General features: G+C 44.9%; 18 protein-coding genes and 3 tRNA genes. 13 read left to right on the top strand and 8 right to left on the bottom strand.

The window, feature by feature from the left end; genetic code table 11:
- The first annotated feature begins 44 nt into the window (after positions 1-44).
- Complete coding sequence (locus JNK13_10575) at positions 45-1,850, top strand: ABC transporter ATP-binding protein (protein MBL7663180.1); 1,806 nt, start codon at positions 45-47, stop codon at positions 1,848-1,850.
- Here JNK13_10575 and JNK13_10570 read toward each other — a convergent pair.
- Both JNK13_10570 and JNK13_10565 read right to left on the bottom strand, forming a co-directional pair.
- Positions 1,847-2,293, bottom strand: a complete 447-nt coding sequence (locus JNK13_10570; GenBank protein MBL7663179.1) for a hypothetical protein — start codon at positions 2,291-2,293, stop codon at positions 1,847-1,849. The two genes, JNK13_10575 and JNK13_10570, sit on opposite strands and share 4 nt — an antisense overlap.
- Positions 2,294-2,298: 5 nt before the next feature.
- The gene (locus tag JNK13_10565; protein ID MBL7663178.1) at positions 2,299-2,799 is read right to left on the bottom strand and encodes a hypothetical protein; all 501 of its coding nucleotides are present in this window, start codon (positions 2,797-2,799) and stop codon (positions 2,299-2,301) included.
- Between the two features lie 278 nt (positions 2,800-3,077).
- Between JNK13_10565 and JNK13_10560 the strand changes: the two genes are divergently transcribed.
- Together JNK13_10560 and JNK13_10555 are read left to right on the top strand one after the other, a co-directional pair.
- Positions 3,078-3,302, top strand: coding sequence for a CopG family transcriptional regulator (locus JNK13_10560; protein MBL7663177.1), 225 nt, complete (start codon positions 3,078-3,080; stop codon positions 3,300-3,302).
- 18 nt (positions 3,303-3,320) lie between these two features.
- Positions 3,321-3,686 carry a type II toxin-antitoxin system VapC family toxin gene (locus JNK13_10555; protein ID MBL7663176.1) on the top strand — a complete coding sequence of 122 codons (366 nt, stop codon included), beginning with the start codon at positions 3,321-3,323 and terminating at the stop codon, positions 3,684-3,686.
- A gap of 12 nt (positions 3,687-3,698) precedes the next feature.
- On the opposite strand, the gene JNK13_10550 is transcribed toward JNK13_10555, so the two are convergent.
- Entirely contained in the window at positions 3,699-5,075 is a 1,377-nt protein-coding gene (locus JNK13_10550) for an amidophosphoribosyltransferase (GenBank protein ID MBL7663175.1), read from the bottom strand.
- A gap of 234 nt (positions 5,076-5,309) precedes the next feature.
- Positions 5,310-6,398 carry a M42 family metallopeptidase gene (locus JNK13_10545; protein ID MBL7663174.1) on the bottom strand — a complete coding sequence of 363 codons (1,089 nt, stop codon included), beginning with the start codon at positions 6,396-6,398 and terminating at the stop codon, positions 5,310-5,312.
- Positions 6,399-6,637: 239 nt separating this feature from the next.
- Here JNK13_10545 and JNK13_10540 point away from each other — a divergent pair, with 239 nt between their 5' ends.
- The 3 genes from JNK13_10540 to JNK13_10530 all read left to right on the top strand — a co-directional run bounded on the left by JNK13_10540 (position 6,638) and on the right by JNK13_10530 (position 8,242).
- Complete coding sequence (locus JNK13_10540) at positions 6,638-6,916, top strand: acyl carrier protein (GenBank protein ID MBL7663173.1); 279 nt, start codon at positions 6,638-6,640, stop codon at positions 6,914-6,916.
- 212 nt (positions 6,917-7,128) lie between these two features.
- On the top strand, positions 7,129-7,950 hold the full coding sequence (locus JNK13_10535; GenBank protein ID MBL7663172.1) for a PIG-L family deacetylase: 822 nt from the start codon (positions 7,129-7,131) through the stop codon (positions 7,948-7,950).
- A 216-nt stretch (positions 7,951-8,166) separates the two neighbouring features.
- Positions 8,167-8,242, top strand: a tRNA-Gly gene (locus JNK13_10530).
- A 632-nt stretch (positions 8,243-8,874) separates the two neighbouring features.
- Here JNK13_10530 and JNK13_10525 read toward each other — a convergent pair.
- The 3 genes from JNK13_10525 to JNK13_10515 all read right to left on the bottom strand — a co-directional run bounded on the left by JNK13_10525 (position 8,875) and on the right by JNK13_10515 (position 10,321).
- Positions 8,875-9,162 (bottom strand): GIY-YIG nuclease family protein, encoded by a 288-nt coding sequence (locus JNK13_10525; protein MBL7663171.1) that lies wholly within the window; start codon positions 9,160-9,162, stop codon positions 8,875-8,877.
- 85 nt (positions 9,163-9,247) lie between these two features.
- Positions 9,248-9,733, bottom strand: coding sequence for a pantetheine-phosphate adenylyltransferase (gene coaD, locus JNK13_10520; protein MBL7663170.1), 486 nt, complete (start codon positions 9,731-9,733; stop codon positions 9,248-9,250).
- A gap of 18 nt (positions 9,734-9,751) precedes the next feature.
- Positions 9,752-10,321: an RsmD family RNA methyltransferase gene (locus JNK13_10515; protein ID MBL7663169.1), complete on the bottom strand. Its 570-nt coding sequence runs from the start codon at positions 10,319-10,321 to the stop codon at positions 9,752-9,754.
- Between the two features lie 41 nt (positions 10,322-10,362).
- Between JNK13_10515 and JNK13_10510 the strand changes: the two genes are divergently transcribed.
- Positions 10,363-10,656 (top strand): hypothetical protein, encoded by a 294-nt coding sequence (locus JNK13_10510; GenBank protein ID MBL7663168.1) that lies wholly within the window; start codon positions 10,363-10,365, stop codon positions 10,654-10,656.
- 55 nt (positions 10,657-10,711) lie between these two features.
- Positions 10,712-10,783: transfer RNA gene (locus JNK13_10505), tRNA-Lys, on the top strand.
- A gap of 281 nt (positions 10,784-11,064) precedes the next feature.
- Here JNK13_10505 and JNK13_10500 read toward each other — a convergent pair.
- On the bottom strand, positions 11,065-11,778 hold the full coding sequence (locus tag JNK13_10500) for a hypothetical protein (protein ID MBL7663167.1): 714 nt from the start codon (positions 11,776-11,778) through the stop codon (positions 11,065-11,067).
- Positions 11,779-11,895: 117 nt separating this feature from the next.
- Here JNK13_10500 and JNK13_10495 point away from each other — a divergent pair.
- From JNK13_10495 to JNK13_10475, 5 genes are all read left to right on the top strand, one after another.
- Positions 11,896-11,971: transfer RNA gene (locus JNK13_10495), tRNA-Glu, on the top strand.
- Between the two features lie 312 nt (positions 11,972-12,283).
- Positions 12,284-13,288, top strand: coding sequence for a polyprenyl synthetase family protein (locus tag JNK13_10490; GenBank protein ID MBL7663166.1), 1,005 nt, complete (start codon positions 12,284-12,286; stop codon positions 13,286-13,288).
- A 16-nt stretch (positions 13,289-13,304) separates the two neighbouring features.
- A complete protein-coding gene (locus JNK13_10485) occupies positions 13,305-13,676 on the top strand; it encodes a DUF971 domain-containing protein (protein ID MBL7663165.1) in 372 nt (123 codons plus the stop codon).
- Entirely contained in the window at positions 13,648-14,871 is a 1,224-nt protein-coding gene (locus tag JNK13_10480) for a DUF1343 domain-containing protein (GenBank protein MBL7663164.1), read from the top strand. Before JNK13_10485 ends, JNK13_10480 begins: the two co-directional genes overlap by 29 nt.
- Positions 14,872-15,001: 130 nt before the next feature.
- Positions 15,002-19,717, top strand: coding sequence for an NAD-glutamate dehydrogenase (locus tag JNK13_10475; protein MBL7663163.1), 4,716 nt, complete (start codon positions 15,002-15,004; stop codon positions 19,715-19,717).
- The last annotated feature ends 2 nt before the right edge of the window (positions 19,718-19,719 follow it).

Below are 19,719 nucleotides of genomic sequence, written 5' to 3'. Positions count from 1 at the left end.
ATTCACCTAATCTTACTAGGCTTTTTGTTCGAGTTTCTGTCCTCATGAAAGAATCATTTCTCGCCCTCATTCGTGGTGCCTGGCACGCTATTTCTAGTGAACGCCCCAGATTTTTTATCTTCGTAGTGCTATTTATTTTTGCCTATTCTCTGGACCTACTTGCCCCCTGGGCGATTGGTTACACGCTTGGAGTATTTGTCAAAGGCGGCTTCAATCAAGAGACTTACCTTGCTGGGGCCTACGGTATTCTTGCCTACACCGGGATCAAGCTCGCCCATGTCCTACTCCATCATACAGCACGCTACGTCCAAAATACCGTCACCTACAATGCGCGGATGAATACGCTTTCACGAATTTTCGGCCTACTCATGCGCTATCCACTGCGCTGGCATATTGAGACGCATTCTGGTGAGAATTTGAGCAAACTGCACCGCTCAGCTGGCGCGATTGATAGCGTGGTGGGCACTTACGTTTGGCAGGTGATTGAAGGTGGGGTCAAGGTATTTTTTGCCTCAGTCGCAATTTTTGCGCTCGATGCCTGGGTGGCTCTCTTAGTTTTAGCACTCTCGATTGTTACCATTCTGGCGATGATTTTCTTTAACCAGAAACTCACCAATCAATACCGTGAAAATAATGCCTTCGGTAATAAACTTAACCGTATTTGCGTGGATTATCTAGTTAATATCGTGACTGTCAAAACGCTCGGACTTGAAAAATCCGCGGAACGTCATCTGCAAACTCAGAAAAACGAAGGTCTGGGAATCAGCCAACGTATCTCGCTTTTTCAAGAACTCAAATGGGGATCAACTGGAATCGGCTATGCTTTTGTAATTGGAGCTTCACTAGCAATTTATTTTTACCGCCATCAAAGCGTAACCCAAGCTTTCGATGTCGCAGAAGTCTACGTATTACTTAATTATCTAGATCGAATTTTTCAAGCGATTGGCTCATTTACTGCATACTATGGCGGACTACTCGAAGCCTCAACTGCATATGAAGACGCAAGTAAAATCGAAAAAAGTCTATCAGATTATCAGGACATGAAATTGACTGATGTAAATAAGATTCATCCGCTCAATCCTGCTTGGACAAGAATCAGCATTAAAAATCTTAATTTTTCATACACGCATGCCGAGCGGCGCGGACTGAAAGATGTTGAACTAGCAATTAATCGCAAGGATAAAATCGCGCTGGTAGGGCCAAGTGGCGGCGGCAAATCAACACTTTTAAAAGTCATGGCAGGACTACTCTACCCCTCCTCATATTCAATTGCCACCGATGCTCAAGGCTCTGTGGCGATCGAAGATCTATCTGAAAGTTCTCTGCTCATTCCACAAGAACCAGAGATTTTCTCAGAAACAGTGCTCTATAACATGACCATGGGAGAAGATTTTGATTCTAAAGAATTACAATTCTTCGCTCAGCTTTGTCGCTTTGATTCAGTGATTAATAAATTGCCTTTACGTTGGGATAATAATCTAGCCGAAAAGGGATTAAACATTTCTGTCGGGGAAAAACAGCGGGGTGCTTTAGCTCGAGGGTTACTACGCGCTAGTCGCAAGGATATCTTACTACTGGATGAACCGACTTCAAGCCTCGATCCTAAAACTGAGAAGGAAATTTTTATCGGATTATTGTATCACTTTGCTGACCGCACGATTCTCACCGCTTGCCATCGTTTGAATCTAGTCGCACTATTCGACAAAATCATTTTCCTTGACGGCGGATCGGTTATAGAGATTGGCAGTTTTGACGAACTACTTAAAAGGCAGGGAGCCTTCTACAAAGCCTGGGAAGATTATCAAAATAAGTCCCGCACTGAACCGACAATCCAGCCACTTCCAGCTTAAAAGTCGCGAGCAGATTGAGCTTTACATTCCTCTACAGGCACGCAGCAGCGTAGCACTGAATAGCCTGAATAGGTAAATCGTGTAGTAAATTTTTCTCCTGCACACCCACTAAAGACCTTGTCAGTAGTTTGTGCGGATTGAAATGTTGCAGTGCCATTGGCTGGCGGCTGCGGGCCGAAGCAAAGACGACGCATTGCCTCTGGATCACCCTTTAATTGATCGCGAAATATTTTCCAGAATTTAGCTTCCGCATTTTTTTGCGTTGAATCGAAATCCGCAGCTTCTGCAAACTTGCAGTCATCCATGCTTTGATGATCGTGACCATCGGTAGCCGCACCTTCCGTATAAACCACCTTCATTATACAGCTCTCTTCAGCACGCGCACTAAAGACTGGCATAATTAAAGCTGAAAGTATTACAATTTTTCGATAAACCTGCTGCATATAACCTACTCCACACCGATCTCATTGACTTCACAAATTTCTGGCTTAACGTTTTCACAGCAAATCAAGGCTGTGATTCGACCATTTGCTTTTGTGACATATGTCGTTTGATATTCGCCATTAACCAAACTATTCATTTCCGCACAGACCCCAAAGGTTGAGAAATTATTTGTTTCTACTGTGCCTTTTCGATAATAAGCCCGTGGACAAGCTTCATTCACTAAGTCATTAGCAAGTCCTTCTAACTTAAGTTTGATGTAATTAATTATTTCTTGTTTACTGCCAGATTTTGCTTCGCAAACATTTTTTTGCTGAAAACTATAGTCAACTTTGATTGTGGCAGTTGGAACTTCCATATACGAGTATCCAGCGCGACAAGGATTAGAGCCTCCGCCTCCTGAGCCTCCTCCGCTGCCGATTCCGCCAGTGCCAGTTCCAATTGGGCCTGCCATACTACTGATTGGACAGGCTGAAATTAAGACCAAAGCTAAAACAAACCGATTCATACAGATAACCTTATTAAGAGGAGCAATTTCACTCATTAAACAATCAGTGTTTGTGGTAAATATGCTTCAGGTCTGCCGCAATTAAGTATGAGGAAAATTCTAAGTACTCGAAAGAGCTTCAAAAAACGAAATCACAGAGTATGGAATTCCTCTTAAAAGCTTCAGTGGTTTATTTCCTGCAAGCTGCGTCGGAATGACGATGGATGAACAATTTTAAGCTTGCAGAATTCTGTATATTAATATATACTATATTATATAAATCTTATACATGAGTATATATGAAAATATTAATTGATATCCCCGACCTGCAGATCAAACAGCTCAAACGTTACTGCAAGGAAAAAAACTTATCTCGCTCCGAAGTCATTCGCACAGCAATCCAAGAGTTTTTACCGAAAGTTTATAGCACGCTTAGAAACCACCCAGCTGTAGGCCTCTGGACTGATCACAAGGAAGATAGCGTAAAATATCAAAGACGCCTTAGAAATGAGTGGCGCTCGTAAAGAATACGGGTAACAACAATGCAGGCTGTATTAGACTCAAATATTATTATTGATGCTCTGAAAGGTATTTCTCAAGCACACGCGGAAATGGAGCAATATGATGTTTGTATCATCAGCATTATTAGCTGGATTGAAGTTATGGCAGGTGCAAACACCCCACAACAAAAGAAACTATTCAAAGACTTTCTGCGCTCATTTACTCTTTGCTCATTAGATCAAGAAATCGCCAGCCGAACAGTAGAAATAAGATCTACAAGGAAACATCGACTACCTGATGCAATTATTCTGGCCACTGCAGAAGTCAATAACTGTAAGTTAGTTACTAGAAACACCAAAGACTTTCCGAAGACTGATTCGCGAATACGAGTGCCGTATACTCTCTAGCGCTATATTTTCTTAAATTATGCCGAGACGATAGTTAGTTGTAAAACAGGCATCGCAAAACTTGGATTGCTCACCCTTAACGGCTCGATACATACCTTCAATGCTTAAATATTGAACTGTATCAGCCCCAATGAATTTACAAATATCCTCAAGCTTATGCGTTGCTGCAATTAGCTCATTCTTGGAAGGAGTATCAATGCCATAATGGCAGGGGCTCACCGTCTGCGGTGAACTGATCCGCATATGGACTTCTTTGGCGCCTGCAGCGCGAAGCATGGTAACAATCTTTTTACTGGTTGTTCCGCGCACAATTGAATCATCAACAACAATTACGCGCTTACCCCTTAGTAAATCCGCATTCGGATTAAGCTTTACCTTAACTCCAAAATCCCTGATTGATTGCTGCGGCTCAATAAAGGTCCGTCCCACATAGTGATTACGAATCAAACCAAATTCCATAGGGAGCTTGGTTGCTTGGCTGTAACCAATCGAAGCGGGAACGCCCGAATCTGGCACTGGAATTACGATATCGGCATCGGTATGACTTTCGCGAGCAAGTTCTGCGCCTAGTTTTTTACGCACATCATAAACATGCCTACCATCGATCACTGAATCTGGTCGCGCAAAGTAAATATACTCAAATACACAAAAGGCCTGTTCTTTCTGAACTAAGGTCTCGCTGGCGTGCAACCCACCATCAAGCGCACACTCAACTATTTCTCCAGGCTTGATGTCACGTTCAAATTTCGCGCCAAGTAAATCAAAAGCGCAGGTCTCTGAAGCAAGCACATATCCTTTGCCAAGCCGTGCAAGCGATAACGGACGGACTCCGTACGGATCACGCAGCCCATAAAGCTTATCTTGTGAACAGAGCACCAGCGAATAAGCTCCCTTAACTTGCTTGCAAGCGTGTTCAATACGTTTTAAAAGTGACCATTTAGCATCACTATGAGCAATCAGGTGCAAGAAAACCTCAGTATCAGAGGTTGTAGCAAAAATCGCACCATCTGCTTCGAGACTTTTTCTAAGCTCATCGGCATTGACGAGATTTCCGTTATGGGCGATCGAAATTGGACCAGTTCCAAGGTTTGCGACAAAAGGTTGAAGATTCGCCCGGTCCTTACTGCCAAAAGTTGCATAGCGATTATGCCCAATCGCAATTTGACCAGGGAGAGTTTTTAGAGTTTCTTCGTCGAAGATATCTGCAACGACTCCGGTATCTTTTACCGCGATTAAATCAGTACCGTTACTGGCAACGATTCCCGATCCTTCATGCCCGCGATGCTGCATGGCATAAAGCCCAAGGTAGCAATAGTTGGCCGCTTCAGGCGTGCCAATTACTCCAACAATCGCACATTCTTCTTTGAATTTATCGTCTACTGGAAACACTTAACTCTTTATTATTTTAGATGTCCTTCACTAGCATATCTAGGAAAAAGCCGCCAGCTGATACAGAAGAGCTCTAAATACTCCATGATTCACTCAAGCATGCTTTGTTTTCTTACAGCCACGACGCTAAGGCATGCGCTTAGGCTTGAACTTATACTTCCCCTTATCCTTTCTTGGCCACCCCTTGTCATGACGAAGCGTGAAGGTTAAGTATAAGTTCAAGCCTAAGCCTAACTAAGAAGGGATAAAGGTATCTCTCGAACTAATCGCTAACACCGATTCAGCGATCAGCCGCGCTGCGTTTTCCAAGTCGCGTAAATCTACAACCTCAACTTGGGTGTGCATATAACGATTCGGCAGTCCAATTAAGGCCGCAGCTACACCACAGCGCGAAATCTGAATTACGTTTGCATCAGTCCCCGTAGCGCTTGGCGCACCTAGTGGTTGATAAGGGATTTTTTTCTTTTTTGCAGTATTAACAAAAAGTTTTTCTAAAACCGGATTAATATTGGGGCCACGGGCAATTGTTGGCCCAGCCCCTAACTTCACAGTTCCAAACTCTTTAGGGTCTGCTCCAGGATTATCTGAGGCATGAGTTACATCAACTGCAATTCCAACTAGCGGATCAACGCTATACGTAGCAGTAGTTGCTCCGCGTAGCCCAATTTCTTCCTGAACGGTGCTCACGGCAAATAAGCTAAATGGTAGCTTCTTTTTAGTCCCGCCGCTTTTTCGAGCAAGCTGCGCGACAAGCCTTAGCGCTTCCATGACCACAAATACTCCGACCCGGTCATCGCACCCGGGAGCAGTAATTTGGTTACTGCCAAGCCGCTTAACTCCAGGTAGGTAAGTAACGACGTCACCAATCGCAACTTTTTTCTTTACTTCCTCGCCATTAGTCGCTCCGATATCAATCCAAAGCTTTTTGATTTCCATTTCCTTGCCGCGCTCAGCTTGAGTTAATAAATGCACTGGGCGCTTACCAATAATCCCATCAATTGGGCCTTGAGCTGCATGCACTACGACATTTGACCCGGGAAGGACTCCCGCATCAATTCCGCCAACTTGATTAAAATATATAAAGCCCTTGTCATCGATGTGCGTAACCATCATGCCAATCTGGTCACAGTGACCGGCAAGCATCACTCTGGTTTTTCCTTGTGGATTATAGGAGGCAATTAGATTGCCGTGAACGTCAACTTTCACTTCATCCGCGTAGTGAGCGACATAGCGCTTCACCACACGCTGAATTGCCTGTTCATGTCCAGAAACTGACGGTGTAGACAATAATTTTTCTAAAAATTCGTAGGATTCTTTTCTCATAAACTTATAATTACAATAAAATTCCAGGCCTCGCCACGCTTTTTCCTGCAAATTTTATCGCTCGAGAATGACAATCTATGGAGACTTTGCTATGTTTTTGAGCTTCGGGAAGACGCATGATTAATTAAGGTTCTAGCTGTTTTATTTTTTCTACTGCATTTTTTTATGTCAGTGACTGAAATATTGATAATTTCAGCAGTATTTCCGCCACTGGCATCCCGCCATGTAGAGAAAAGATCATGATCACAAGAGAAGAAATACTTGCACGCATCATCAAAGTCTCGGAATTCGAGCTAGGACTAAAGCCAATTGCAGAAATCGCAGCAACGGAGCAAAAGTCTGTCGAGGACCTGCACGTGAGCGATGATCTGGGAGCAGATTCGCTGGACAAAGTTGAGCTTTTACTAGCTCTCGACAAGGAGTTCGAAGTTGATACCCAGCCGCACGAGCACGAGCTCAAGGATATCAATACTATCGGAGGACTAGCTGATTTCTACCTAAAAAAAATCGCCCCCTGAGTCCGATCCTGAACCCGAACAAAATCTCGCTGAAGCGCATTCTGTTCCGAAACATAAATAGTTTTACTGCATGCGTCTTTACCGAGATTTCAAATCATCGCCCAATGCGCGATTGAACAATTTCATCTGGGTAGTAGAGGCCTTTAACAGAGGTTTTTGTAATTCTTTGTCCACGAAAATGAACTACCTAATTTAAAAGTGGAGTGTAAAAAATGAGCTTGTGTTTTCTGCCACCTACGGCAAACTTTTATCTTCGAAACGACTTAAACGGACAACGACCCGTCCTTGCGGTGGTCGCCCACCAAGACGACGTTGAAATCATGGGCGTCCCGCATACTTGCGATGGACGACCAATCGTAGCAGTGGTCCTAACTTCTGGCGCAAACTCTCCGAGAACCGGAGAATATGCAAATGTAACTCCTGAAGAAATGGCTCAAATCCGACTCGAAGAACAAAAGCGAGCTGCCGATCTGGGCAACTACGCTTGCGTCATTCAACTTGGATACGATAGTGCCGCTATCAAAGGACTTGCCCCAGAAGCTACTCACGTGGTTGAGCAAATCCTCAATTACTTCAACCCTGAAGTTCTGTGGACTCACCATCCGTTCGACAAACATCCAACTCACGTCGCCAGTTTTACGATGGTCCACCGCGCGATCCAATCTCTCACAAGTGCAAATCGTCCGCTGCCAACAAAATGGCTCGGCGGCGAAGTTTGGGGTGAAATTGGCAGCATTCATCCCGACTATTTGCAATTCAGAGAAATCTTGGACGGTGAACAGGCGCAACGTCGTCTGATCGAAGTCTTCGCTTCTCAAATTCAAGGTGGGAAAAACTACGTCGATGGAACTCTAGGTCGACGACGATCGGCAGCAACTTTTCGGGATTCTCATGGCGTTGACACGTGTAAGTTCGCCTTACTAGCTGTTATTCTTGACGAACTCCTAGTTGACCCCACGCTTGACCCTGCCCAATGGCTGTGCGGAGTCATGACTCACAGCGCCAACTTGATGGCCGCTCGAGTCCCTGTCTAAACCATAAGGAGTGTCAGAGGTTATGATTCGCATCAGGTTCCCATGGCCTCTCACCCTCCTTATAGATAGAATACGTCAAAAATCTCTATTTTATCCTGCAGTTTATCGATTAATCTACAGAGTTATTTAGGATTACTTTCCAGAGTTGACAGCAAACCCAAAAAAGTGTCCTTTTACTCGCTCCCATTAAATGGGAACTGACTCAATTACCCCTGAGCGGGCGTAGTTCAGTGGCTAGAATGCCTGCTTGCCAAGCAGGAGGTCGTGGGTTCGACCCCCATCGCCCGCTCCATTTTCGTTTTTTAAACGAAAATAAACGACGTAATTGTTTCCTACATCTCTGCCACTCCCTCCATGCTCGCAGGAGGTCGTGGGTTCACCCTATCCCCTCTCGGTTATCGCCCGCTCCATTTACCTTTTCTGACGATCTATTTGCGCCTCAACATCAGTGCAAGCTTGCGTAAGCAAGTTTGGCAATCTGTCTGCACACCACGTCATTGCGAAGGAGAACAAACGTGTTTGTTCGACTGCGGCAATCTGTTTAGGTTTTCGTGCATTGCGAGTCTGCGCAAGCAGTCGCATGTCCAGAGCCCGTTAGACTCGCTCCCCTCGGCGCGAGCATTTGGGTCGAAGGCAGAAGAACTCAGTCGAAGGATGGCAATCTGCTTGCCTCTCGCGTCATTGCGAACGAAGTGAAGCAATCTGTTCACCGGTAAACAACATTTTATCGTGCTAAGTGAACAGATTGCTTCGTCGCTTTCAGCTCCTCGCAATGACAGCTGAATAACTAAGTGAACGGATTGCTTCACTTCCTTCGCAATGAGGGTTAAATAACTAAGTGAATAGGCGCTTCGCAACCCTGCAATGACTGCTAATGAACTTCACTTCCTTCGCACTAACTACTAGCGCAGTCCAACAACAAAATTAAATACTTCCACCAAGATCTTTCCATCCTGGATTTTGCTTAACTATCAACTCGATTTTACGTGCCCGATTTCCAGCCTTAATTTTTTTCTCCGCAGCGATCGCAGCATATGCGCTGTCATAGACTTCAAAATATACCAATTCATGTAAACCATATTTCTTCACAAACTTAGAGCCAACTCCATTTTTATGCTCATAAAGTCTGCGATGAATATCATTCGTAACGCCTGCGTATAGAGTAGTTCTATTCTTATTTGTTAATATATAAACGTAGTACTGGCCATTCATGAGAGTTAAATTACCTCCCATAAATTATCGGCCGAATTTACCTAAATGTTACCATACTTAGTAAATATTATTCCGTTACCACCCACTACCCACCAAACCTCTGCTTCAAGGCCTCGGCGACGTGCGCTGGAACCATACTCGATACATCTCCCCGCAATTCCGCCACCTGCCGTACCATACTCGAACTGATATAAGAACAGTGATTCGAGGTCATTAAAAATACAGTTTCCAAATTTTCAGCAAGGCGCCGATTAATTAAAGCCATCTGCCATTCATATTCGTAATCAGAAACAGCCCGTAGCCCTCGCACAATTGCCGAAGCCTTTTTTTCACGCGCAAAATCAACCAATAGCCCTGAAAACTTCTCTACCGCAACATTCTTCGCACCCCGCGGCAAAGCCTCGGTAATTAACTTGACCCGCTCCTCCGCCGTAAATAAGGCCTGCTTCGGCGAACTCTCGGCAACCGCTATCACCAAGCGATCAAAAACCTTAAGTCCACGCTCAATCAAATCCAAATGCCCATTAGTCAAAGGATCAAAAGTGCCTGCATATATCCCAACACGTTCCATGACTTGCTCCAAATTATCCTAGAGATAGATCAATAAAATATCCGTATCTCCATAGTTTTTTACGTAATATTCACTGCACTGTCTAGCTTGCAAACTTGTAACGACGCGCTCTGAAATCCTATGCGGAAAACCCAGAACAATCACAGTCCCTTCAACCCAAAATCCTCCAGCCTCAAGCACGGAAAAAATCTCCCCTTCCGGATGCGCCGTATAAGGAGGATCGATCAAAAACAAACATTTCAACCCCCGCTCCAACCGCAAACGCCCAAGTGTCTCAGCGCTTACCTTGGCATTTAAAACTTGAACCTGATGACTAACAGCAAGACTTGTCACATTTTCCCGAATCACCGCCACATGCGTTCGCTCAAGTTCAATAAAGGCCGCGGCTAAACAACCCCGCGACAAAGCCTCAAAACCCATCGCCCCGCTACCCGCGTAACAATCAATTGCCAAATATTCCGCAAAATCTAGTTTTGATTGCAATGATGAAAAAATCCCGCCCCGCACCTTTTCCGTCGTTGGACGAATTAACTTAGTATCTGGCGTCTTGATCTTACGTCCCCCAAATTGTCCAGCAATAATTCGCATCTTGTATTTTTATACCTGATTAGCTAGCTACTACTCTTACTATGACTATGGATTTAGCTAAAGAAATCGTTCAACGCGAAAAGCGCCTGCAATACCTGGCCACTGAACTCTCAACTAAAAACTTAAGCGCCGATAAGCTTGAAGAGGCCCAAACCCATTTACAAACCTATGCCCTACTCTTATCAAGGCTCTCTAAATCCAGCTCGCCAGCAGACACTGAAGAGACTTTTGGCCGAATTCGTGACCTAGATCGTCAGTTAACTAGCATTGAAAATATGGCCCGCCTAGCCACGGCAAAAGCCTCTACTGAAGGCGTCTTGACAACTATCTCCTAAGACACGATATTGCTGCCCTCCCAGGGGCTGTGCCCTCTTTAGGTAATAATTTTCTGGGGCGTTAGCTCAGGGGTAGAGCAGTTGCCTTTTAAGCAACGGGTCAGTGGTTCAAATCCACTACGCCTCACTTACTTTTTCTTTACGAAAAGAAAAAGTAAGAAAAAAGAAACGGATTCCTTACTCAGTAGTGGATTTGAACACGTGACGCCGAAGGCGGCACTTCAAACACTGCATTCCACTACGCCTCACTTACGTCATTGCGAACGAAGTGAAGCAATCTGTTCACCGGTAAACAACATTTTACGTGCTAAGTGAACAGATTGCTTCGTCGCTTCCAGCTCCTCGCAATGACAGTTGAATAACTCAGTGAACAAGTAATTCACTATCCTCGCAATGACTGCTGATTAACTAACTGATCAGCAGACCATCAACCCAGCACTTAAGGGCTTTAATCCCAGAGGCGCTGACTTTATGTTTCACGGCGTCGGTGTGGTATTCGACTGCGCAGCCTAGGCCGATTAAAAAGTCGCGAGCTTGTTCAGCGCGCTTGATTGGCACCATCTGATCTTCTGTGCCGTGAAAGATAAAGTAATTGGGGCGTGGGGTTGTTGTCGTAGAGACGAAGGCATTACGTTGAACAACGACACGTGGGACGAAGCCGGCAAGGAGTGCAACGCCGGAGAATAGTTCTGGGCGCTTTAGTGACAGTGTCGAAATAATTCCTGCTCCTTGGCTAAAGCCCATAGCGATGATGTTCTTTGTTTTAATGCCGTAGAGTGCTGGCAGAGTGGAGATAAAGTGCTCGAGTTTTTCTAGGGCTGTATTGAGTTGTGCATGATTTTTAGTCATACGTTCTTCAGGGTCTTGAATAGATTCGTCTATGGGCCACCAGCTGAAGCCACCGATTGGGTCGGACAGCGGGGCTTGTGGGGCAATGACAATAGGATTTAAACCTTTAACAGTGGAAGAAAATGTCCACATTACGCGGTCGTTACCGGCTCGACCGTGAACGAGTAGGACTAGTGGGGTGTTGGTTGAAGTACCTTCGTGTGGGAGGTGCACGCTGTGGATTAGGCCGGAGAGTGAGATTGCTGAGTTGGAGGCTGGTCTTGGAGTAAGCATAAAGTGTAGTGAATAGCGCAAATTCGTGTGTTTAACGAGATGTCTTGACCGAAATGCTGTAATTCATTAGAAAGCGTAGGCTTTTTTGAGTGTAATTTATTACAGCTGAAAACTTTGGTCCCCATCGTCTAGGGGTCTAGGACACCGCCCTTTCACGGCGGGAACAGGGGTTCAAATCCCCTTGGGGACGCCAACGTTTTCATGAAGACATTTGTTAAGGGGATTTGAACATGTGACGCCGAAGGGCGGCACTTCAAATTCAGTAATCCCCTTGGGGACCTCTTGAGGGCCCCTTGGGGACGCCAACGTTTTCATGAAGACATTTGTTAAGGGGATTTGATTTTTTCTAGCCTGTGCGGCTGGGATAAGGCAAATCTTTACGCTTACGAGTCATTGCGATCGCAGCGAAGCAATCTGTTCACTTATTACGAAAACGCTGAGTAGCTGTTAGTTTTTAAGCGATGAGTCATTCCGAGGAACCAGAACTAAATCTAAGATTTTTTCGATGATGACAGCTTTGCAGACGACATCTTCGCAATCAATCATGAATGAAATTGCAACGCTATTGAACGCAGACATGCGCGAGGTTGAATCCCGCATCTCTTCCTGTTTATCCAGCGACGCCAAGCAAATCTCTGAAATTTCCACTTATTTACTTGCCCAGGGCGGCAAGCGCATTCGCCCACTTTTAGCGTTATTGAGTTCCAAGTTATCCGGGCTGAGTCAGCCCAATGCGGCGTTAATTGATATTGCGGCTGGAATTGAATTGATTCACATGGCAACGCTTTTGCATGATGACATCATCGATCAGAGCCCAGTGCGGCGGCATAAAAAGTCTGCCTATGCCGAATATGGCATGATGCCGAGTTTATTGACGGGCGATTTTTTATTAGTTCGAGCATTTGGGCTATGTGCAAAGCTTGACCCAGAAATTGTGCGGGCCACGGAACGAGCCTGTGTTGAGCTTACGGAGGGAGAGATTTTAGAGGGATTTTTAAATCCTGGCCGTGAAGTTAGCCTGGCTGAATATGTAGATATTGTTGCCAAAAAAACAGCATCGCTTTTTGCGCTGGCCTGTTTCTCAGGCTGTCACACTGCTGGCGGCTCCAAGGCAGACCAAGAGAATTTTAAAAAATTTGGGCATTATTCGGGAATTGCTTTTCAGATGGTGGACGATATTCTTGACGTAACCTCATCTGCAGATTTGCTGGGCAAACCTTCGGGAACAGATCTCAAGCAAAAGACTCCCTCGCTGGTGAATGTGCTTTGGCTTAAAAGTGGCGAAACAAAGGCGCGGGATTTTTTTGCTCAAGACGAAATCACAGAAGAACAGCGAATTGCAGTTGTAACCTATTTACGCGATTCAGAAATTATCGAGAAAGCAAAATCAATTGCCCAAGAGTATGCAGGCAAGGCGCTTGAGGCGCTGTCGGATATCAACTCGGGCAATCAGAAAGTTCGTTTATTATTGGAAAATTTACTTAACTTTACCTTGAATCGCGTGGCTTAATGCGTGGGCGTTAAAGATGCAAACTCCTCTTCGTATTCAGCGTCTGGCTCAAAATAATACCGGAACAGGTTTAGCAATAACGTGGAATGATGGATTAACGGCTGAATTTAGTAGTGGCGAGCTCAGAAGTGCTTGTCCCTGCGCGACTTGCCAGGAGCAACGCGGTGATACGAGTCACAGTCAACCTTTAGGCGGGGCGGCAGCGCGTCCAAGTTTTAAACTAAAAGTCTTGAAATCCAACTTGAGCGAAGAAACAGACTTGCAAGCGATATGGGCAATCGGCCAATATGCCTTAGGGATGCGTTGGGGTGACCAGCACGATTCCGGAATATATTCGTTTGCCTTACTGCGTGAGTTAAGTGAAACAAAAAATAAAAACAGGGATTGATGTTTTACGCGATGAAGCGTTTGCGCGCCTAGAGGGTGCGTCTCTGGCGGTTGTCACGAATCATGCTGCAGTGGATTCGAATTATCGACATTTGATTGACCTCCTGAGTGAGTCTGCATTTGTAAAATCAGGTTCAATTAAGATCAAGGCGCTCTTTGGCCCCGAGCACGGGCTTTTTGGTGGTCATCAAGACATGCAGGCAGTCGGCAATGCAAGTCATGCAAAATTAAAAATTCCGATTTACAGTCTCTATGGCAGTAGTTTTGAAAGTTTAATGCCAACTAAAGAGCAACTTGCAGGCATTGATACATTGGTGTTTGATCTCGTTGATATTGGCACGCGCTATTACACGTTTGCTCAGACACTATATTTTTGCATGCAACGCGCGGCGGAGTTAAAAATCCGTGTTGTTGTTTTAGATCGTCCAAACCCAATTGGCGGAAGTCAAATTGAAGGTTCTCCACTGACGACTGCTTGTCGTTCTTTTTGTGGAATTCATCCGATTGCAAACCGACACGGACTGACACTCGGTGAGCTAGCGAAACTGTTTCAGGCTGGTTTTTCCCTTGCAGGAGCAAGCTGTGAGCCTGTTGCTGTAGATTTAGAGATTGTGAATGTGCTGGGCTGGAAGCGTGAACAGTATCTCGATCAAACCACAGCGCCGTGGGTTTTTCCTTCACCAAACATGCCGACAGTTGATACTGCGGTTGTTTATCCGGGGGCCTGCTTATTTGAGGCGACCAATATTTCCGAAGGTCGTGGAACGACAAAGCCATTTGAATTAATTGGCGCTCCTTTTATTGACAGCGGCAAATGGATTGATGCAATTGCCCAGACTGGTTCAATTCAAGGTTGCATCTTACGCCCTGCTATCTTTATTCCGAAGTTTCATAAATTTTCTGGCCTGAACTGTTATGGGGTTGAAATTCACGTTACAGATCGAAGTACTTTTAAGCCCTATCGACTTGGATTAGCGATGATTCATGCAGCGAAGAAATGTTTTGCAAGTGACTTTTCGTGGCGTACTGATGCCTATGAATTCGTTAAAGAGGTGCCAGCGATTGATCTGCTTTTTGGCAGTAGTGCTTTTCGCGAGATTGTAGATTCTGGCAAAGCATCAGCGCAATGGCTTGAAATTATTAATAATTTTGAGGCAACCTACATCAAAGCAACAAATCAGCTAAAAACATATTAATTCCATAATTAAAAATCCGCGCCGTAGCGTTTTTTGTGAATAAGTAGTAATATAACGGCTCGAAATTAGTGTTCAGTTGCGGTGTTTGCGTGTGTAACCCGATTCAACTGACATTCAGGAGTTACTGCAGATGAATACGGGAATGGCAACTCAGAAAAATACATCTTTGTTTAACCTCAGATATGAAGAATTTCAGAAGGTTAGCAAGTCTTCACTAGCAGCATCACCAGTATCTCCATATGACGACCGTAGTATTTTCGAGGTCTTATTTGGCCGAGCCCCGTCAGATTACCTTGAGGCAACGACAACAGATACCCTCGAACGTATTGCTCAGGAAATGGCTGAACAATACAATCAATTTAAAACCACTGACAAAAGAGTACTGCTCAGCGTAGAAACAGCTAAGCCTGGAGACCCGCGTGCTCAGCATATTTTAATCAGGCTAACTTTAGCTGACCGTCCGTTTATCGTCGACTCACTGCTTGAACTTTTCCGTGCGCTTAAACTTGAGGTGCATTGTTTTCATCATCCGATGATTTTGGAAAAGTCGGATCAGTATGTGTCGATCAACTACGCCGAAGTCAGTCGTATTGACTTATCAATCGATCAGCTTGAAGCTCAATTGCAGGAATTACTCCCAGAACTTGTGCAAGTTACCGATGATTTTCCTGTAATGCTGCGCGAAACGAATGAAGCAGTACGCATGCTTGAAGGCGTAAGTTCTCCAGACTGGCCTGAGCTGTCTGAATTTCTTTTATGGCTCACAACTTCTGGAATGGTCTTGATGGGGGTACTCAGAGCATCTGGAGGCAGGCTCACTCGACTTGGATTATTCAGTGAAAACGTCAAGCGCGTTGCTTTTACTAAGCACTGCGTCGCTGTGGCTGAACGCGCGCGCGAACTCAAACAAAGCTGTATCGTATTACAAAGCCCCTCCTATAGTATCGTTCATAAACGTCAACCTATCGATGTAATTATCATTCCAATGCAAGATGGTAGCGTCTTTGCAGTAGCTGGCACTTTAACCTCACACGCAATCTCACTTGAAGTCTCGGGCATTCCATCATTCAAGAAAAAGCTGCAAGATTTATTAAAAACCGAGGGCGCGATTCCTAACGCGCATGACTACAAAGCAATTATTGCAATCGTAAATACGATCCCCAAAATTCAACTATTCCAAATGACTTTTAATGAGCTCAAAGATCACGTAGAGCTCCTACTTGCGCGTGAGCATCGTGAAGCAGTAACTGTGCAACTACGCACCGATGCAAGTGATACTTACACGACAATTATGATTGCGATGCCGCGTGTGCGTTTCACTGATCGCGCCCCGCATGTAGTAAAAAACTACATAGAACAAATTACTAATATCCCCCGAGAATCTTCGCATGTAGTATTAGCAATTACCGAAGAACAATTTGCGCGCATGTATGTTTCATTCCCCTATGCTCAGGCTCAGGCTCAAGCACTTGATATCCAGAAAATTGAAGCCGAACTTGGCCAACTTACTCAAACTTGGGAAGAGTCCGTGCTTGATGCTGCGAGTAAAGCCAAGATCACAGACGTTCCACGGCTTACGATCCGCCGCATTGCACAGCTCCTACCAGAGCAATACCGCTCTGCCGTTACGCCAATCGAGGCGGCCTTAGATGCTCGTGTAATTTCTACCCTGTCTCATAGTAATGCAATTCGTTGCGAAGTCAGACCAACAGCTCAAAGTGAACAGCTGATTCTTACTGTATACAAACTTGGTAAGCCTCTCAGCCTAAGCTCTGTAATTCCAGTGCTTGAGCATGTAAATTTGGAAGTACAAAGTGAGCTTGCAACTTCAAGCACTAAACCTGAGCAATTTGAATTTTCGATGTCGCGCTTTGTAGTAAATTTACGCTCAACTGAACAAACTGAAATCGAAGCATTACGCAGTATCTTTATTCCAGGACTCGAAGGAATCCTTAACGGCAAGGCCATCGATGATTCTCTTAATTCTCTCTTGATTAATCCTGGTCTGCACCTCAGCGACATTGCGCTGGTGCGAGCGATGCTTGGATATTTATGGCAGATTAAAATCGGTACGACCCGCGAGCAATTAATTGCTGCGGTAAATCGTTATCCACAGATCGTCAAAATGATTGTTGCGATGTTTTACCAACGTTTCAATCCCGCGCTTGATGCAACGGAACGAGCAACGCGCTTTGCGGAAATACTACGCAGCGCCAGCGAATTAGCAAGGTCTATCAAACTTGCTGCCGATGACAAAATCATCAAGGCAATGTTGAATCTGATTCAGTCAATCGTGCGAACAAATTTTTTCCGTAATGACACTTGTGAGAGAATTGCCTTCAAAATCGATTGTTCGAAAATTACAACAATGCCAACTCCACGCCCGCTATATGAAACATATGTAAACAGTCCAGCCGTTGAAGCCGTGCACCTGCGCTGTAGTAGAGTCTCTCGCGGGGGAATTCGCTGGAGTGACCGACCTGAGGATTTTCGGACTGAAGTACTTGGGCTCGTAAAAACACAAATGATCAAAAACACCATCATTGTCCCCTCTGGAGCCAAAGGTGGGTTTATCGCTAAACATCCGGCTGGAAAAGCAATTACTTCTGAGCATGTGGTTGAAGCCTATAAGCAATTTATCCGCAGCCTTTTAGAATTAGCTGACAACCGCTGTGATGGGAAAGTCGTTCATCCTGAGAAGACTGTGATTTATGATGAGGTTGATCCATATCTTGTTGTTGCCGCAGACAAGGGCACGGCAACTTTTAGCGATACCGCGAATGAACTGGCAGTAAAAGAATTTAACTTTTGGTTAGGTGATGCTTTTGCCTCTGGTGGTTCAAATGGCTATGACCACAAAAAAGTTGGAATCACAGCGCGTGGCACATGGGAGTCAGTTAAGCGCCACTTTACTGACCTCGGCCGAAATGTCGAGAAGGAAACTTATACAATGGCCGGAATTGGCGACATGTCGGGCGATGTCTTTGGTAACGGTTTGATTTTAGCTAAAAATGCAAAATTAATTGCAGCGTTTGATCATCGCCATATCTTTATCGATCCTTCACCAGATCCTGCAGTTTCCTACTCCGAACGTAAACGCTTATTTGAATTACCTAAATCATCTTGGAACGATTACAATAAATCTCTGATTAGCACTGGTGGTGGGGTTTGGAGCAGAGCTGATAAAGAAATTCAATTAAGTTCACAAGCGATGCAAGTACTTGCAACAGAGCAGAGTTCTTTCACGCCGATGGAACTAATGCATGTAATTCTCAAAGCACCTGTCGACCTCATCTGGAACGGCGGGATTGGAACTTATGTCAAAGCTTCAATTGAATCACATGAAGCAGCAGGCGATCGCGCCAACGATGATTGCCGTGTTAATGGCAAACAGCTTCGTGCCAAAATCTTTGCCGAGGGCGGAAATCTTGGTGCAACTCAAATTGGACGCGTTGAATTCGCACGTGACGTCCACGGAAGAATTAACACTGATGCCGTCGATAACTCCGGTGGAGTAGATCTCTCCGATCACGAAGTCAACATTAAAATCCTACTTGATACGCTTGTTCGACAAGGCACAATGCAAGTCCCTGCACGCAACGCACTATTGGCAAAGTTGACCAATGAAGTTGCAGAGTTAGTATTAGAGCGGAATCGCTTGCAAAACATCGTCATTTCGCTTGGAGAAAGAAGAAGCCAACGCAATCTGGATATCTATGCTGCAATGATCGATCGCCTCGCTAAAGTAGGAGTAGTTGACCGCGTTCGTGATGGATTTCCTGACGAGGAGATTATTACGCGCTACATCAAAGAAAAACGCGGCCTAACACGGCCTACTTTAGCTCTATTAATTGGCTATGCTAAATTAATACTCAGCGACCAAATCGTTAAAACCAAACTACCCGATGACATTTTTTTAGAAAAACTCTTGCTTGACTACTTCCCTGCAGAACTCGTGCAAACATATCCTGACGCAGTAAAAAATCATCCGCTCAGGCGCGAAATCATCACTAAGCAAGTTGTGAATATTACTGTTGAATTAATGGGATCAGCTTTCGTCAACCGCGTTGCTCAAGAAACAAGCTTAAATGACGTAGATGTAGTCAGTGCATTTCTGATTGGCACCGCAGTTGCAGATGCAAGGGAAATTTGGATGCAGCTAAGGATTCTCGATACCGCTGCAAGCGTTCATGAATTCTCACATGCAGCACTAAGCTTAAGTAACAGCCTTGACCGCATGACTCGCTGGTTTTTAGAACAGCGTTCTGACCGTGGCTCACTTGAACCAGAAATTGAGCACTATCGTGGCCGCTTCCGCGTCCTATCCTCGCAAATTAATAAAATTTTAGCCCCTAAGGAGCTCAAGCTCTTCCAGGCCTTCGTCGCTGAGCTTGAAAATGCAGGCCTAGCACGTAGCGTCGCTGAAAAAGTGCGTTCCCTTTCCTACGGCGCTATGTTCTTAGACATCATCGATGTCGCTGACAAGACCGGTCATGATTTAATTGAAGTGGCAAAAGTTGCTTTTATTTTATCAGAGCGCTTTACGATCCCAGAAATTCTGTCACAGGCAACACAACTGCCGGTCACAAATCGCTGGGACATGATTTCATTGCGTTCCCTTACTTCCGAGTTACGACAGGGCATAACCACCATCACCAAATCGATTATTTCTGAAACGGGACGAACCGATGCGGAAGCAATTGAAAAATATCTGCAAAAACGCAAAGAGACTGTCAATACTTTTACAGCAAATACTACGCATATGCTTAACGGCAGCCTACAGATTTCAAGCCTACATGTGATTTGCAGCCACTTACGCGCAATTGCTCGTAAGCGTCAAAATTAAGC

It is taken from the genome of bacterium (assembly GCA_016786595.1).
Lineage (GTDB): Bacteria > Bdellovibrionota_C > UBA2361 > SZUA-149 > JAEUWB01 > JAEUWB01.
Note: the sequence above shows the minus strand (reverse complement) of the source record. Positions and strands in the feature narration are given on the sequence as shown.

Coding starts and splice junctions, on each gene's coding strand:
- JNK13_10525 (MBL7663171.1), bottom strand. CDS start 9,162: ATGAATGGCCAGTACTACGTTTATATATTAACAAATAAGAATAGAACT.
- JNK13_10535 (MBL7663172.1), top strand. CDS start 7,129: ATGAGCTTGTGTTTTCTGCCACCTACGGCAAACTTTTATCTTCGAAAC.
- JNK13_10475 (MBL7663163.1), top strand. CDS start 15,002: ATGAATACGGGAATGGCAACTCAGAAAAATACATCTTTGTTTAACCTC.
- coaD (MBL7663170.1), bottom strand. CDS start 9,733: ATGGAACGTGTTGGGATATATGCAGGCACTTTTGATCCTTTGACTAAT.
- JNK13_10555 (MBL7663176.1), top strand. CDS start 3,321: ATGCAGGCTGTATTAGACTCAAATATTATTATTGATGCTCTGAAAGGT.
- JNK13_10485 (MBL7663165.1), top strand. CDS start 13,305: ATGCAAACTCCTCTTCGTATTCAGCGTCTGGCTCAAAATAATACCGGA.
- JNK13_10545 (MBL7663174.1), bottom strand. CDS start 6,398: ATGAGAAAAGAATCCTACGAATTTTTAGAAAAATTATTGTCTACACCG.
- JNK13_10500 (MBL7663167.1), bottom strand. CDS start 11,778: ATGCTTACTCCAAGACCAGCCTCCAACTCAGCAATCTCACTCTCCGGC.
- JNK13_10560 (MBL7663177.1), top strand. CDS start 3,078: ATGAAAATATTAATTGATATCCCCGACCTGCAGATCAAACAGCTCAAA.
- JNK13_10510 (MBL7663168.1), top strand. CDS start 10,363: ATGACTATGGATTTAGCTAAAGAAATCGTTCAACGCGAAAAGCGCCTG.
- JNK13_10515 (MBL7663169.1), bottom strand. CDS start 10,321: ATGCGAATTATTGCTGGACAATTTGGGGGACGTAAGATCAAGACGCCA.
- JNK13_10565 (MBL7663178.1), bottom strand. CDS start 2,799: ATGAATCGGTTTGTTTTAGCTTTGGTCTTAATTTCAGCCTGTCCAATC.
- JNK13_10540 (MBL7663173.1), top strand. CDS start 6,638: ATGATCACAAGAGAAGAAATACTTGCACGCATCATCAAAGTCTCGGAA.
- JNK13_10490 (MBL7663166.1), top strand. CDS start 12,284: ATGATGACAGCTTTGCAGACGACATCTTCGCAATCAATCATGAATGAA.
- JNK13_10575 (MBL7663180.1), top strand. CDS start 45: ATGAAAGAATCATTTCTCGCCCTCATTCGTGGTGCCTGGCACGCTATT.
- JNK13_10570 (MBL7663179.1), bottom strand. CDS start 2,293: ATGCAGCAGGTTTATCGAAAAATTGTAATACTTTCAGCTTTAATTATG.